The organism is Achromobacter sp. CSND-B12 (assembly GCF_052906545.1).
The window spans coordinates 4,135,626-4,149,927 of record NZ_JBREGJ010000001.1; the positions used below are offsets into that span (position 1 = coordinate 4,135,626).

Consider the following 14,302-nt stretch of genomic DNA (forward strand, 5'->3'; position numbering starts at 1 on the left):
TAATCTATACAAATACCGTTTTTGTGTAGACCTATCCAATAAAAATATGAATCTCGGGTGCCGCCGGCAGGCGCGCCCCGGGAGGAGACCGATGGACCTGGATCCGCGCTTGTTGCGCTATTTCATCGCCGTGGCCGAAGAACGCCATTTCAGCCGCGCCGCCGCGCGCCTGCACATTTCCCAGCCGCCCTTGAGCTACGCCATCCGCCAGCTCGAGGACAACGTCGGCGCGCGCCTGCTGGCGCGCACCAGCCGCCACGTCGAACTGACCGCCGCCGGCCAGGTGCTGTACCGCGAGGCCCTGACGCTGCTGCGCCAGGCCGAGGACGTGCGCATGCTGGTGCAGCGGGTCGACGCCGGCCTGCGCGGCCGCTTGCGCATCGGCTTCGTGGGGTCGATGCTGTACCGCGGCCTGCCGGCGCTGCTGGAGTCCATGCGGGCCGAACTGCCGGACGTCGAGCACGTGCTGACCGAATTGAATTCGCACGACCAGATCGAGGCGGTGCGGCGCGGCGAACAGGACCTGGGCTTCATCCATGCCAACCCGGTGCCGGCCGGCGTGGCGGCGCGCGATCTGTTGGCCGAACCCTTCGTGGTGTGCCTGCCGCAAAGCCATGCGCTGGCCGGGCGGCGTTCGTTGGCGTTGGCGGACCTGGCCGGCGATGATTTCGTGTTCTTCGCCCGCGCCGCCTCGCCGAGCTATTACGAGACTGTGCTGTCGCTGTGCGTGGGGGCGGGCTTCATGCCCGTGGTCCGCCACGAGGTGCGCCACTGGCTCAGCGTGGCTTCGCTGGTGTCGCAGGGCCTGGGCGTGTCGATCGTGCCGTCGTGCCTGTCGCGCAGCGGCCTGGCGGGCACCCGGTTCATCGCGTTCGAGCACCAGGCGCGCTCGGTCAGCCAGGTGATCTGGCCGCAAGAGGGCCGGTCGCCGCTGCAGGAAAAGGCGCTGGCGCTGGTCGAGCGCCAGTTCCCCGCGGGCTGAACGGGCGTCCGGGTGTTGTCACCTGACCGGCCCGCCTGAAATCAGTCCGGCAGCCGAGCGAAGCGGTTGGTGAGCGTGCCCAAACCCGTCAGCGTCACGTCGACTACGTCGCCGTCGCGCAGGTCGGGCGAATGGCCGTCGGTGCCCATCCACAGGATGTCGCCGGGCTGCAAGGTGAGGTAGCGGCTCATCGTGCTGATGAAGGTATCCACGCCGAACAGCATGTCGCCGGTGCCGAAGCGGGTGCTCTCGCGGCCGTTGACGCTGACCACCGTCTCCATGCGCGCCAGGTCCGGGTCGGTCTCGATCCAGGGCCCCATCGGCTTGAAGGTGTCGGTGTTCTTGGAGCGCCAGAAAGTGCGGTCGGAGGCCTGCCAATCGCGCGCGCTGACGTCGTTGCCGATGGTGTAGCCGAGGATGCCGGCGCGCACCTCGTCGGGCCGCACGTGCTTCATGCGCTTGCCGATCACCACCACCAGTTCGCCCTCGTAGTGCACGCGGTTGGCGTCGGCCGGCATCAGCACGTCCTGTCCATGCGCCAGCAGCGCGTTGTTGGCGCGGTAGCCGACGTCGGGCTGGGTGGGAATGTTCTTGCCCTCGGTGCCGATGTGCTGGACATAGTTCAGGCCGACGCAATAGAAGGTCGGCGGGATCACCGGCACTTCGATCCGCACGTCGGCCAGGCGCAGCGATTCGTTGCGCTTTTCATGGCCGTTGAACGGGTCGCCGCGCACCGGCGTGATGCGGTCGTCATCGAGGATGCCGTAGAACGTTTCGCCGTCGTGGGTGCAGCGTATCCATTTCATGGTGGGTTCCTTCAGGCCGCCTGGGCGGAAAAACTGGGTTCGTCATTGGTCATGCGGGCGATGAGCCATTCGCCGTCGCGGCGCGCCAGTTCGACGCGCAGGGTGCGGATGGTGTCCACGCCCGCCAGCGGCGCCGGGCCGGACAGCGGGCTGCCGCTGTCATGCCGCACCACCAGCATGTAGCCGCGCAGCGCGCAGTGGTCCGCGCTCCAGGCATGCGCCGCCAGGTTGCAGATCAGGTGATGGATGCGCTGGGTCGCGGAGCGGCGCGCCAGCGCCGCCAGCACGGCGTCGCGGCCCGCCAGCGTCTGGCCCTGGCGCAGCCAGACGCCGTCGGGAGCGAGGCGCCGCACCAGGTCGTCGTAGCGGCTTTCATCCAGGTCGCGAAAGAACGCCATGACCTGGTTGTGGCAGAGGGACAGGGTGTCGCTCATGGGGATGTCATCCTCAGCATGGTTTCATCGATGGCGGCCAGCGTCTCCGCGCCGCACAGTTGCATGGTGCGCGCCAGCTCGTCGCGCAATATCTCCAGCGCCTTGCAGGCGCCGGGGTGACCGCCCGCCAGCACGCCGTAGAGCGTGGCGCGGCCGGTCAACACACCGGCCGCGCCCAGCGCCAGCGCCTTGAAGATGTCGCTGCCGCGCCGCACGCCGCCGTCCAGCAGCACCGGCACCCGGCCGCGTGCGGCGGCGATCACTTCCGGCAAGGCGGCCAGCGTCGCGATGCCGGTGTCGAGCTGCCGCCCGCCGTGGTTGGAGACGACCAGCGCGTCGGCGCCGATAGCGACGATGGCGTCCACGTCCAGGGCATTGACCACGCCCTTGACGATGAGCTTGCCCTGCCAGTCTTCGCGCAGCCGCGCCAGGTCGTCGAGCTTGAACGCCGGATCGTAGTTGCGGCCGGCGACGGATTTCATGGCCTTGCGGTCCGTGGCGACCCGCGCCAGCCCCGCCAGGCTGGGCATGGCCGGCGGCCGCCGCAGCAGCATGTCCAGCGACCAGGCGGGCTTGCGCGCGAACTGGAAGAAGTTGCGCGGGTTGATCTTCATGGGAAACGCCAGGCCGTGCGCCAGGTCGCGTTCGCGCTTGCCGCCCACTGGCAGATCCACCGTGATCATCAGCGCCTCGTAGCCGGCGGCCCCGGCGCGCCGGATCAGGTCGGCGAGCCGGGCCTTGTCCTGCAGGATGTAGGCCTGGAACCAGAGCCGTCCGGGCGCCCGGTCGGCGATCTCCTCGATCGACGCGGTGGCGGACGTGGACAGGGTGTAGGGAATGCCGGCCTGGGCGGCGGCGCGCGCCAGCGCCACGTCGCCGCCGCGCCAGCCGAAGCCCACCGCGCCGGTGGGCGCGATGGCGCAGGGCAGGGCGGCGGGGGCGCCGACAAGCATCGCCGTGGCATCCACCCGCGAGACATCGCGCAGCACCCGCGGCGCCAGTCGCAGGCGCTGGAACGCGCCGGCGTTCTCGCGCAGCGTGATCTCGTCCTCGGCGCCGCCGTCGAAGAAGTCGAACACCGGCCGCGGCAGGCGCGCCCGGGCCGCGAGCCGCAGGCGCTCGATGGAATAGCAATCGTCCAGCCGGGCGGTCATTGCATGCTGCTCCGATGGACCATCATTCGCCTTTGACATTGCCTTTCTTGATCACGTCGGCCCAGCGCTTGCGGTCCTGCACCAGGAATTGGCTGAACTGTTGCGGCGTGCCGCCGTCGGCCAGGGCGCCGAGCGAGGCGAGCTGTTGCCGCACCGCCGGATCGGCCAGGGCCTCGTTGGCGGCCCGGTTCAGCTTGTCGACGATGGCCTTGGGCGTGGCGGGCGGCGCCAGCATGCCCACCCAGGTGGCGGCTTCGTCGAAGCCGGGATAGCCCAGGCTTTCGAGCGTCGGCACGCCGGGGAAGTCGGGCTGCGGCTCGCGCGTGCCGATGGCCAGCACGCGCAATTGCTTCTGCGCCACGTAGTTGGCGATGCCGACGCTGGGATAGAACATGAACGAAATGCGGCCCGCCAGCATTTCCTGCAGGGCCGGACCGTTGCCCTTGAAGGGCACGTGCATCATGCGCGCGCCGGTCATGTTGGCCAGCATCTCGGCCGTCAGGTGCGCCGACCCGCCGATGCCCGACGAGCCGAAGGTGAGCTTGTCCGGACTGGCCTTGGCCGCGGCCACCAGCTCCTGCATGGTCTTGTAGGGCGAGCCATAGCTGGTCACCACCACCATGGGCAGCTTGGCGAAGTTGCCGACGGGCGTGAAATCCTTGACCGCGTCATAGTTGTAGCGCTCGGGGTACAGCAACGGATTCACGTTCAGCGTGAGCGAGGTCACCAGCACCTTGTAGCCGTCGGGTTCGGCGCGCATCACGTCGTTGGCGGCGATGGACGCGCTGGCCCCCGGCTTGTTCTCCACCACGATCGAGGTATTCAGGCTCTCGGACATGCGCTTGGCGAGAATGCGCGCGATCACGTCGGTCGGCCCGCCGGCGGCGTAGCCGACTTCCATGCGGATCGGCCGCGACGGGTAGTCGTCGGCCCGGGCGGGCGCGGCAACGCCCGCGCCGATCAGCGCGGCGCACAGCAGCTTGGTCCATTTTTTTGTGTTCATGATGTCTCCTCCTTGTGTTGGTATCAGTATTGGTCGGGGAAGTACCGGTCCGCCATGACCTGGCAGCGCTTGATCAGGCGCGGCTCGTCCGGCCGGTAGTCGGCCACGGCGTTATGGATGGTCCCCATGTTGTCCCACATCAGCACATCGCCTTCCTGCCACTGGTGGCGATAGCGGTACTTCTCCTGCAGCTGGTGCCTGAACAGGAAGTCCAGCACCTCGGCGCTGCGCGCCTCGGGCAATTCGTTGATCCTGACGGAATAGCCGGGGTTGGCGTACAGCACCTTGCGGCCCGTGATCGGATGCGTCAGGAAAACGGGGTGCGACACCGGTGGCTTGCGGCGCTTCTGCTCCTCGGTCAACGGGGGCCGGGTGCTGCCTTTTTCCCGCCGCATCATTTCCCAGAACTTGTTGAAGTCGTGGGTGATGGTCATGCCGTCCAGCTCGTCCTTCAATGCCTGCGGCAGGTCGTCATAGGCGGCGTGCATGTTGCAGAACTCGGTGTTGCCCAGCGACTTGCCGTCGCGCATCGGGATGCGGATGCCGTACAACACGTTGCTGAAGGCGATGGTTCGGCTGTAGGACATGTCGGTGTGCCAGTCCTGGCCGGCGTCGCTCAGGCCCACCGGCTTGCCGTTCTCCACCATGTTCGACAGGATCATCACTTCCGGCAGGCCGGGCTCGAAGTACATGTTGGCGACGTTCACTTCCAGCGTGCCGAAGCGCTCGGCGAACGCCTTCAGGTGCCGCGCCTCCAGCGCCTGTTTCGGGAAGCTGACCACGCCATGCCGGCCCAGCGCCGCCTCGATGGCGCGATAGTCGGCGTCGGCCAGGGGGCGGGCCAGGTCGATATCCAGGATGCGGGCGCCCAACGGGCCTTCGCCAGCAACGATTTTCATGATCTCTCCGTTTTCGGGATGGGCAAGGCCAGGGACGGCCTTGCGGGGATGCCAGGGCTAGAAAGCGGCCTGCAGAATTCCTGAGGCCTCGGCTTCGGATACCGGCCGGGGATTGAGCGCCAGCCCTCGTTCGGTCAGGACGTCGCGGGCCATGGCGCCGAGCGCCTCGCGTGCCACGCCAAGTTCCGACAGCCGCGCGGGCATGGCGTGGCGCCGCTGGATGTCCCGCACCCAGGCCGACAGCGTGACGTGCGGCCGGCGCGCCCGCTGGTTGATTGCGTCGAGCGCCGGCCGCAGCGCGTCGGCCGCTGCCGCTTCGTTGAACGCCAGCGCATGCGGCAGGATCACGCTGTTGACCGCGCCGTGCGACAACCGCTGGCGCGACGCCACGACATGGCAGATGGCGTGATGCAGGCAGCTGCGCGCCATCGACAGGGCCAGCCCGGCCAGATGCGCCGCTTGCAGGATCGCGCCGCGCGCGTCGCCAGCGGCGAGGCTGTCGCCGTCGAGGGCGCTGTCGAACAGCCGGAGCGCCTGCACGGCGATGCAATCGGACACGGGCGATCGTCCCCGCGAATACAGGGCCTCCAGCGCGTGGGCGATGCCGTTCATGGCGCTGTCGCGCAGCAGCGCGACGGGTTGGCCCGCGCTCAGGCGCGGATCGATCAGCAGGGTCGCCGCGGCCACCCTGCGGTTCCAGAACATCAGCTTGTGGCCGTCTTGCCGGCGCACGCCGAACGACGACGTGGTTTCCGCGCCCGAGGCGGTCGTGGGGATGCCGATGATCGGCAGCTGCGGTCGGACACGGCGCGGAATGCGCACCGTGGCGGGCGGTTCGAAGGTGGTGACGTGGTCGGCCAGCCGGCCGCCTTCGGCCAGCAGCAGCGCCAGGGCCTTGGCGCTGTCGGCCACGCTGCCGCCGCCGATGGCGATCAGGCTGTCCGCGCCGAATGTCCGCACTTTTTCGGCCATTGTTTCCACAAAATCGACACTGGAGTGCCGCGGGACTGCCGGAAGCCGCAGGTGATCGAGTCCGCTCCAACAGGCGGACAGGGTCTCGAAAGCGGCGGATCGCGCCATCGCCTCCTGTGCCAGAATCGCCGGCCGGAAACAGCCTAGCGCGTCCAGTTCCTTTAATATCAAGGCCGATACGCCATCACCGAAACACACATGGGTGCCGAACAGGTGGTAGTCGAAAGCGGCGGCGCTGGCGGCGGCAGTGGGGGGACGTTCTTGGCTCATGCGGCCAGTATAGAGAGACCGATCGCCCTGAAAAATCACCAAAAAAGGAAATCGTTTTTTCCTTTTTGGAAACACACGAGTTGGAAATGAACGTCATCGATTGCCTGGAAGTCTTCGTCGAAGTCGGCAAGAGCCTGAGTTTCTCCAAGGCGGCGGAAAGCCTGGCGTCGAGCCGCTCGGCGGTCACCAAGAAGATCGCCTGGCTCGAAGCGCACTTCGAAGTGCAACTGCTCAACCGCAATACCAAGCACGTCAGCCTGACCGAGAGCGGCCGCCTGCTGCTGGAAAACGCCGATACGCTGGCGCTGAGCCTGATGAACCTGAAGGAGCTGGTGCAGGGGCCGGTGCTGACCGCCAGCGGCCGCATCCGCATCGGCACGCCGCCGTCGTTCGGCACCGTGCACATGGTGCCGGCGATCCAGGACTTCCTGGCGCGCTATCCCGCGATCAAGGTGTCGCTGCTGATCGATGACGGCCGTGGCGACCTGATCGCCGAAAATCTGGACCTGTCCGTGCGCATCGCGCCGAGGTTGAAGGATTCCAACCAGATCGCCTACAAGATCACGCTGGTGCCGCAAGTGGTGGTGGCGACGCGCGACTATCTGGCCCGCCACGGTCGGCCCGGGAAGCCGCAGGACCTGGAACGGCACAACTGCCTGGTGCACAACCTGAAGGCGCCCACCGGGCAATGGAGCTTCACCGACGCCCAGTCGAACACCCACGTGGTGCGGGTGGCGGGCTCGTTCAATTCGAACCTGGGGGAAGCGCTGATGAACATGACCAAGCGCGGCGGCGGGGTGTCGATGCACCCGCGCTACATGGTCGAACAGGACATTGCCGATGGCGCGCTGGAAGTGCTGCTGCCGGGCTACGAGCCGCAGGGGCTGGACATCCATGCGGTCGTGCAGACCCGCCGCAACCAGCCCGACAAGGTCAGGCTGGTCGTGGAACACCTGCGCAACTGGTTCAAGGACGCCGACTGGAAGCGCTGAGCGCGCGCCAGCGGATGCCGGTGCTGTCCTAGCGGAACACCACGGTCTTGTTGCGGTTCAGCAGGATGCGGTGCTCGACGTGGCTGCGCACGGCGCGCGACAGCACCAGCGATTCGATGTCGCTGCCGACCTGGGTCAGGTCCTGCGCCGTCATGGTGTGGTCGACGCGCTCGATGTCCTGGTCGATGATCGGGCCTTCGTCCAGGTCCGAGGTGACGAAGTGGGCGGTGGCGCCGATGATCTTCACGCCGCGCGCATGCGCCTGGTGGTACGGGCGGGCGCCCTTGAAGCTGGGCAGGAAGCTGTGGTGGATGTTGATGGCGCGGCCGTTCAGCGCGCGGCACATGTCGGCCGACAGGATCTGCATGTAGCGCGCCAGCACCACCAGGTCGATCTCGTAGCGGTCCACCAGCGCCAGCACCTGGCGTTCCTGTTCGGCCTTGGTGTCGGGCGTGACGGGCAGGTGGTGGAACGGGATGCCATAGGACGCGGCCAGGCTGGCGTAGTCGTTGTGGTTCGAGACGATGGCGGCCACTTCGGCATGCAGCTGGCCGCTGTGCACGCGGAACAGCAGGTCGTTCAGGCAATGGCCCTGCTTGCTGACCATGATCAGCAGGCGTTCCTTGCGGCGGGCGTCATGCAGCTGCAACTCCATGCCGTACTCGGCCGCCATCTCGTCCAGGCGGGCGCGCAGCGCGTCCGGAGCCGCGCCGGCCGGCAGGTCGAAGTGCACCCGCAGGAAGAAGCGGCCGGTCTCCTCGTCGCCAAACTGCTGCGAATCGAGGATGTTGCAACCCGATTCGAACAACAGGCCGCTGACGCGGAAGACGATGCCGGTGCGGTCGGGGCAGGACAGGGTCAGGATGTAGTCGTTGTGCTGCATTGTTCAGGGAAAGGAAGGAGAGGAAGCGTCGTCGGCCAGGCGCGCCAGGGTTTCTTCCGCCAGCGCCAGGCTGGAAGTCAGTCCGGGCGATTCTATGCCAAACAGGTTCACCAGGCCGGACACGCCATGCGTGGCCGGGCCGGCGATGACGAAATCGGCGGCCGGCTCGTGCGGACCGGAGATCTTGGGGCGGATGCCGGTATAGCCAGGCGCCAGGGCGTCGTCCGGCAGGGCCGGCCAGTAGCTGCGCACGGCGGCGTAGAAGACCTCGGCGCGGGCCGGGTCGATGGTGTAGTCCTCGGTGCCGACCCATTCGGTGTCGGGGCCGAACTTGGCCTGGCCGCCCATGTCGAGCGTCAGGTGCACGCCCAGGCCGGCGTGTTGCGGCACGGGGTAGATCAGGCGCGAGAACGGCGCGCGGCCGGACAGCGTGAAATAGCTGCCCTTGCACAGGTAGTCGGTGGGGATGCTGGCGGCCGGCACGCCTTCGATGCGGCGCGCCAGCGCCGGGGCCTGCAGGCCGGCGGAATTGATCAGCACGTTGCAGCTCAGGCTCATGGCCTCGTCGCCGCCGAACTGCAGGTCGAAGCCGCCTTCGGGGCGCACCCGGCCGGACACCAGCGGGGTGTGGAACACGCACTGGGCGCCAGCGTTCTCGGCATCGCCCTGGTAGGCCAGCATCAACGCGTGGCTGTCGACGATGCCGGTGGACGGCGACACCAGCGCCGCCGTGCAGCGCAGCGCCGGTTCCAGCCGCATGGCGTCTTCGCCGGAAATGAACTGCAGATCGTCCACGCCGTTGGCGCGGGCGCGCTGCGCGATGCCTTCGAGCTGCGCGGCCTGCTCGGTGCTGGTGGCCACGATCAGCTTGCCCAGCCGCTTGTGCGGAATGCCGCGTTCGGCGCAATAGGCGTACAGCAGGTGCTTGCCGCGCACGCACAGGCGGGCCTTGAGGCTGCCCGCGGGGTAATAGATGCCGGCGTGGATCACTTCGGAATTGCGCGAGCTGGTGCCGGTGCCGATGGCCTCGGTGGCCTCGGCCACCAGCACCTCGCGGCCCGACTGGGCCAGGGCGCGGGCGATGGCCAGGCCGACCACGCCTGCGCCGATGACGACGCAATCGATGTCGGCGCTCATGACTTCCTGCCCTCTGCACGGGCGCCGGCGGGCGTCAGGTCGAAACCGCCGGCGTGGAAGACCAGCGGCGGCTCGCCGCTATGTCCGCATCGTTCGACTTCTCCCACCATGATGACGTGATCTCCCTCGACATAGCGGCTGCGGTTGTGGCATTCGAACCAGGCGGCGCAATGGCCGTCCAGCATCGGCGTGCCGCCGGGCGCGTGGTGCACGGTCAGGCCGGCATAGCGGTCCGGCGTTTTGCCGGTGGCGAAGCGCCGCGCCAGCGCGATCTGGTCGGCGCTCAATACATTGACCACGTAGCGCTGGCACTGCTCGAAGGCGGCCAGCGACGAGGAATTGCGCGACAGGCTCCACAGCACCAGCGGCGGATTCAGGGACACCGAGTTGAACGAGCTGACCGTCAGGCCGATGGGGGCGCCATCGAGGTCGGCGGTGGTCACGACCGTGACGCCGGTGGCGTAGCGGCCGAGTGCGGTGCGGAAGAAGGCTGCGTCGAAATCAGGGGAGGAGGCTGGCATGCAATTGATAGATGGGGCGGGCGCCGCGGGAGCGGCGCCCGGCGGCGTCAGGGCGACAGGCGTTCGATCTTCCAGCCCTGGCCGTCGGCGACGTAGCGCAGGCGGTCGTGCAGGCGCGAGGGCCGGCCTTGCCAGAATTCCATCGCGGTGGGCTTGAGGCGGTAGCCGCCCCAGTGCGGCGGGCGCGGCGGCTGGTCGCCGTAGCGGGCGCGGAACTCCTGCTCGCGGGCTTCGAGTTCGGCGCGGGTGATGGGCTGGCTCTGGCGCGAGGCCCAGGCGCCGATGCGCGAACCGGCCGGGCGGCTGTGGTAGTAGGCGTCCGACTCTTCGGCCGGCACTTTTTCCACCACGCCCTCGATGCGCACCTGGCGCTCGAGCGGCTGCCAGAAGAACAGCAGGCAAGCGCGCGGCTCGGCCAGCAGGTCGGTGCCCTTGCGCGACTCGTAATTGGTGAAGAACGTGAAACCCTGCTCGTCGAAGCCCTTGATCAGGACGATGCGGGCACTGGGCTGGCCGTTGGCGTCGACCGTGGCCAGGGTCATGGCGTTGGGCTCGGGCACCTTGGCGGCCAGGGCCTCGTCGAACCAGCGGGTGAACTGCTCGAACGGGGACGCGGCGGCGTCGCTTTCCAGCAGCACGTTCTTTTCGTAGCTTTGACGCAGATCGGAGACAGACATGGGACGTTTGATTCAGCGTTGATAACAAGCAGTTTATACCGCCGAAGAAACGCTCCCCTCATTGACCCCGCGCAGGGCCCGGGCAAGTTTTTGCGCCGGGGGCGCCTCAGGCGCCTTCGGGCAGCGCGTGGCTGTCCTGTTCCAGGCGCCGGGCGATGGCGTCCAGGCGGGCATCGTGGATGCCGGCGGCGCGCAGGGCCTGGGCGGTCTGCACCACGTAGTCGGTGCAGGGGCCATAGCGGCCGGCGGCGCGGCGCACGATGGCCAGCAGCTCGGCCTCGGGCAGGGCGCGGATGTAGGCCGGGTTGTCCCGGTTCATGATGAAGACCAGGGCGCGGACCGGGCCGGCCTCGGTGCTGCAATTGATCCAGCGGGGCAGGTAGGCGCCGGTGGACATCTCGCGGTCCCACAGGGCGGGGAAATAGGTCGGCACCTGGTTGCCGGCCAGGCGGTAGACCACGCCGCGGCAGGAGCCGCCACGGTCCAGCCCAAACACCAGGCCGGGGCATTCCGGCGTGCCGCGGTTGACCCGCGACCACAGGCACAGCGCGCGGTGATGGCCGCGCAGGGTGGCCAGGCGGCGTTCCTCGAAGTCGAAGTCGGGGCGCCAGATCAGTGATCCGTACCCATATACCCAGACGTCTTCCCCGTCCCGCCAATGCTGCAAGGCCGCCTGCAGCGATGCCTGCCGCTCTTCGGGGGTCCACAGGCGAAAAGGCAGGCTGGCGCCGGCCACGGGAGGAGAAGACTGCATGTTCACGACTACGGTTTCCGGTCAGATTCGAGCGGGGGGTTGCGATTGGCCCAGCCGCCAGCCATCAGGGCCACGGAATAGGCCCAGAACAGCGGGGCGACGCCAATGACCGCGCCCAGCGCGCCGAAGGTCAGCGGCAGGGAAACCTGGGAGCCGTTGATCAGCGCCATCCGCAACCCCACGGCTTCGGCGGCGCGGCCCGGCGGCGAATGCTGGTGCAGCAATGAAAGCATACTCGGTTGGCAGCAACCCAGCGCAAGCCCCAGGATGAAGGACAGCACGATCAGGACGCCAACGTCGGTGAACAGCGGATAAAGCATGAAATCGATGGCGGCGGTGGCCATGGCCACCCGCACCAGTGTCCAGGACCGCACCCGGCGCTGGATCAGGGGCAGTACCAGGCGGATGATGAACGTTGCCGCCGCGAAGGACGCGAGAATGACGCCGATGGTGGTGGCGGACAGGCCGATGGCGACACCGAAGATCGGCACCACGAACAAGTGCGTGTCCCAGGCGCCCGACAGGATGGTGTTGACCATCAGGATGCGGCGCAGCGCCGGCACCGCCAGCAGTTCCGTCACGCGGCGGCGCTGCGCTTCCTTGGTGCCGGCCAGCTGCGAATCCACCGCCTTCAATTGGTGCCGCAGCGCATACAGGCCGCCGGCCGACAGTAGCGGACCGAGCGTCAGCAGGCCGAAGGCCAGCCGGGTGCCCAGATGGTCGATCGCCAGGCCGGCGATCAGCGGTCCCGAGAAGCCCGAGCCCGCCAGCGCCAGCGACATCAGCGAGAAATTGCGCAGCCGCTGGGCCGGCTCGGCGTGGCCCAACAGGTCCTGCGTGGCCACTTGGTGCAGCATGAAGCCGATGCCGATGCAACAGGACGCCACCAGCAGCGCGAACTGGGTCTGCGACAGGAACGGCAAGGCCGTGCCAACCGCCACCAGCGTGGTGCCGGTGACCAGCGGCCGGACGATGCCGACGCGGTCCACCCAGCGTCCGGCGCGCACCGAGAACAGCATCGGCAAAACCGCGAACACCGCCACCAGGGTGCCCACCTTGAAGGTCGACAGCCCCATTTGCAGCGCCGTCAGGGATACGGTGATCCGTCCCCCTGTCAGCGCCACATGGTTCAACATGGCCAGCAGGCACAACAGCGCCGCCCCGGAAAACTCCGGGGCGGCGCTGTGTGAAGAGGGGGGAGGGGGCGAATTGGACACGGATACGGCTTAACTGCATTCATTCTGTCCCTATCGTCGCCCTATGTCGAGACGTGGATTTTTTGCGCCGCCGCAATTCTCGATTGCCAATGGTGACAAGATAGGCGCCATCTATGGTCCAACTGAGATGGGGATGCGGCAAGATGGCATCACGTTGCCGGCAAGGTTCCATAGAATGGAAACGCTAATGCGCCGCAACAGATGTATCGTTCGTGCAACGGAACAATATTGCCTGCCCACGACCCAATGCCGGGTGCTTTACCGTTTTTCACCCTTTCGCCACAGATTGGCCATGCTTTGACGCAGCCCCCCGTTTAGGATGAGCGGGCAGTATGGGTACGTACAGCCGGCCCGATCCGTATCGAGTTATTCGAGTGGTGGACGATGCCTCCGCCGCCTCCTCCGAACTGGTTCAATGAAAAAGCCTCGTAGCAAAGTCCAGCGTTACGTCCTGATCGCCGTCGTTCTCCTGATCATCGCCTTTGGCGTCCGCGCCGCCTTTTTCTCATCGCCGCCGCCGCCCACCTTCGCCGTGGCCGAGGTCGTTCGCGGCAATCTCGAAGACAGTGTGCTGGCCAGCGGCACCATGGACGCCATCGAGCGCGTCAGTGTCGGCGCGCAGGCCACCGGTCAGTTGAAGTCGCTGAAGGTGGCGTTGGGTGACCGCGTGACGCGCGGCCAACTGGTCGCCGAGATCGACGACCTGACGCAGCAGAACGAACTGCGCAATACCCAGGCCGCCCTGCAGACACGCCGCGCCGAGCGCGCCGCCAAGGTCGCCACCCTGAAGCAGGCCGAGCTGGCTTTCCGCCGGCAGCGCCAGATGCTGGCGGCCGATGCCAGTTCGCGCGAGGCCTTTGAATCGGCCGAGGCCACGCTGGGCGTGACCCGGGCCGATATCGCCGCGCTCGACGCCCAGATCGTCCAGGCCGAAATCGAGGTCGACAAGGCCAAGGTCAACCTGGGCTACACCCGTATCGTGTCGCCGATCGACGGCGTGGTGGTGGCGGTGGTGACCAAGGAAGGCCAGACCGTCAACGCGATCCAGAGTGCGCCCACCATCATCAAGGTGGCCCAGGTGGCCACCATGACCATCAAGGCGCAAATCTCCGAGGCCGACGTGACCCGCGTCAAGCCGGGCCTGCCCGTGTACTTCACCATCCTGGGCGAGCCGGACCACCGCTATCACGCCACGCTGCGCGCGGTGGAGCCGGCGCCGGATTCGATCCAGAAGGACGACGCCGCCACGTCGCTGACCTCGTCCAGCTCCACATCCACCAGCGCGGCCGTCTATTACAACGGGCTGTTCGACGTGCCCAACCCGGACGAGAAGCTGCGCATCTCCATGACCGCGCAGGTTTCCATCGTGCTGGGCGAGGCGCGCGACGCCGTGGTGGTGCCGGCCTCGGCCTTGGGCAAGCGCGGCGAGGACGGGCGCTACGAGGTGCGGGTGGTCGGCAAGGACAACCAGACCGAGACCCGCAAGGTCAAGATCGGCATGAACAACAACGTGCAGGCGCAGGTGCTGGAAGGCCTGGAGGTGGGCGAGCGCGTGGTGTCGGCCGACGCCGCGCCGGTGGCCGCCGCGGCGGGACGCTGAT

At 67.6% G+C, this 14,302-nt stretch carries 15 protein-coding genes; 3 read left to right on the forward strand and 12 right to left on the reverse strand.

What is annotated here, in order from left to right; all coding sequences use genetic code 11:
• Nucleotides 1–91 precede the first annotated feature (91 nt).
• Nucleotides 92–982 (forward strand): LysR family transcriptional regulator, encoded by an 891-nt coding sequence (locus tag ACUTAG_RS19445; protein WP_006388910.1) that lies wholly within the window; start codon nt 92–94, stop codon nt 980–982.
• Nucleotides 983–1,023: 41 nt separating this feature from the next.
• On the opposite strand, the gene ACUTAG_RS19450 is transcribed toward ACUTAG_RS19445, so the two are convergent.
• Genes ACUTAG_RS19450 through ACUTAG_RS19475 form a run of 6 tightly spaced genes read right to left on the reverse strand, consistent with a single transcriptional unit; the run spans nt 1,024 to nt 6,520 of the window.
• Nucleotides 1,024–1,788, reverse strand: coding sequence for a fumarylacetoacetate hydrolase family protein (locus ACUTAG_RS19450; RefSeq protein WP_049054001.1), 765 nt, complete (start codon nt 1,786–1,788; stop codon nt 1,024–1,026).
• A gap of 11 nt (nt 1,789–1,799) precedes the next feature.
• Nucleotides 1,800–2,222, reverse strand: a complete 423-nt coding sequence (locus tag ACUTAG_RS19455; RefSeq protein ID WP_006388914.1) for a nuclear transport factor 2 family protein — start codon at nt 2,220–2,222, stop codon at nt 1,800–1,802.
• A complete protein-coding gene (locus ACUTAG_RS19460) occupies nt 2,219–3,376 on the reverse strand; it encodes an alpha-hydroxy acid oxidase (RefSeq protein ID WP_060721183.1) in 1,158 nt (385 codons plus the stop codon). The genes ACUTAG_RS19455 and ACUTAG_RS19460 overlap by 4 nt, the downstream gene beginning before the upstream one ends.
• A 22-nt stretch (nt 3,377–3,398) precedes the next feature.
• Nucleotides 3,399–4,379, reverse strand: a complete 981-nt coding sequence (locus ACUTAG_RS19465; RefSeq protein WP_446650280.1) for a Bug family tripartite tricarboxylate transporter substrate binding protein — start codon at nt 4,377–4,379, stop codon at nt 3,399–3,401.
• A 23-nt stretch (nt 4,380–4,402) separates the two neighbouring features.
• Nucleotides 4,403–5,278, reverse strand: a complete 876-nt coding sequence (locus ACUTAG_RS19470; protein WP_049055537.1) for a TauD/TfdA dioxygenase family protein — start codon at nt 5,276–5,278, stop codon at nt 4,403–4,405.
• A 57-nt stretch (nt 5,279–5,335) separates the two neighbouring features.
• Complete coding sequence (locus ACUTAG_RS19475; RefSeq protein ID WP_054507041.1) at nt 5,336–6,520, reverse strand: iron-containing alcohol dehydrogenase family protein; 1,185 nt, start codon at nt 6,518–6,520, stop codon at nt 5,336–5,338.
• Nucleotides 6,521–6,606: 86 nt separating this feature from the next.
• On the opposite strand from ACUTAG_RS19475, the gene ACUTAG_RS19480 reads away from it, so the two are divergent.
• The gene (locus ACUTAG_RS19480; protein WP_026384403.1) at nt 6,607–7,512 is read left to right on the forward strand and encodes a LysR family transcriptional regulator; all 906 of its coding nucleotides are present in this window, start codon (nt 6,607–6,609) and stop codon (nt 7,510–7,512) included.
• A gap of 28 nt (nt 7,513–7,540) precedes the next feature.
• On the opposite strand, the gene purU is transcribed toward ACUTAG_RS19480, so the two are convergent.
• From purU to ACUTAG_RS19510, 6 genes are all read right to left on the reverse strand, one after another.
• Entirely contained in the window at nt 7,541–8,395 is an 855-nt protein-coding gene (gene purU, locus ACUTAG_RS19485) for a formyltetrahydrofolate deformylase (RefSeq protein ID WP_006388922.1), read from the reverse strand.
• A gap of 3 nt (nt 8,396–8,398) precedes the next feature.
• Complete coding sequence (locus tag ACUTAG_RS19490; RefSeq protein ID WP_006388923.1) at nt 8,399–9,532, reverse strand: NAD(P)/FAD-dependent oxidoreductase; 1,134 nt, start codon at nt 9,530–9,532, stop codon at nt 8,399–8,401.
• On the reverse strand, nt 9,529–10,053 hold the full coding sequence (locus ACUTAG_RS19495; RefSeq protein ID WP_006388924.1) for a flavin reductase family protein: 525 nt from the start codon (nt 10,051–10,053) through the stop codon (nt 9,529–9,531). Before ACUTAG_RS19495 ends, ACUTAG_RS19490 begins: the two co-directional genes overlap by 4 nt.
• Nucleotides 10,054–10,100: 47 nt before the next feature.
• Nucleotides 10,101–10,730 carry a pyridoxamine 5'-phosphate oxidase gene (gene pdxH / locus ACUTAG_RS19500; protein WP_006388925.1) on the reverse strand — a complete coding sequence of 210 codons (630 nt, stop codon included), beginning with the start codon at nt 10,728–10,730 and terminating at the stop codon, nt 10,101–10,103.
• Between the two features lie 106 nt (nt 10,731–10,836).
• A complete protein-coding gene (locus ACUTAG_RS19505; RefSeq protein ID WP_006388926.1) occupies nt 10,837–11,490 on the reverse strand; it encodes a gamma-glutamylcyclotransferase in 654 nt (217 codons plus the stop codon).
• 2 nt (nt 11,491–11,492) lie between these two features.
• The gene (locus tag ACUTAG_RS19510) at nt 11,493–12,701 is read right to left on the reverse strand and encodes an MFS transporter (RefSeq protein ID WP_102949893.1); all 1,209 of its coding nucleotides are present in this window, start codon (nt 12,699–12,701) and stop codon (nt 11,493–11,495) included.
• A 415-nt stretch (nt 12,702–13,116) separates the two neighbouring features.
• Here ACUTAG_RS19510 and ACUTAG_RS19515 point away from each other — a divergent pair, with 415 nt between their 5' ends.
• Nucleotides 13,117–14,301 (forward strand): efflux RND transporter periplasmic adaptor subunit, encoded by a 1,185-nt coding sequence (locus ACUTAG_RS19515; RefSeq protein WP_006388928.1) that lies wholly within the window; start codon nt 13,117–13,119, stop codon nt 14,299–14,301.
• Nucleotide 14,302: the final 1 nt, after the last annotated feature.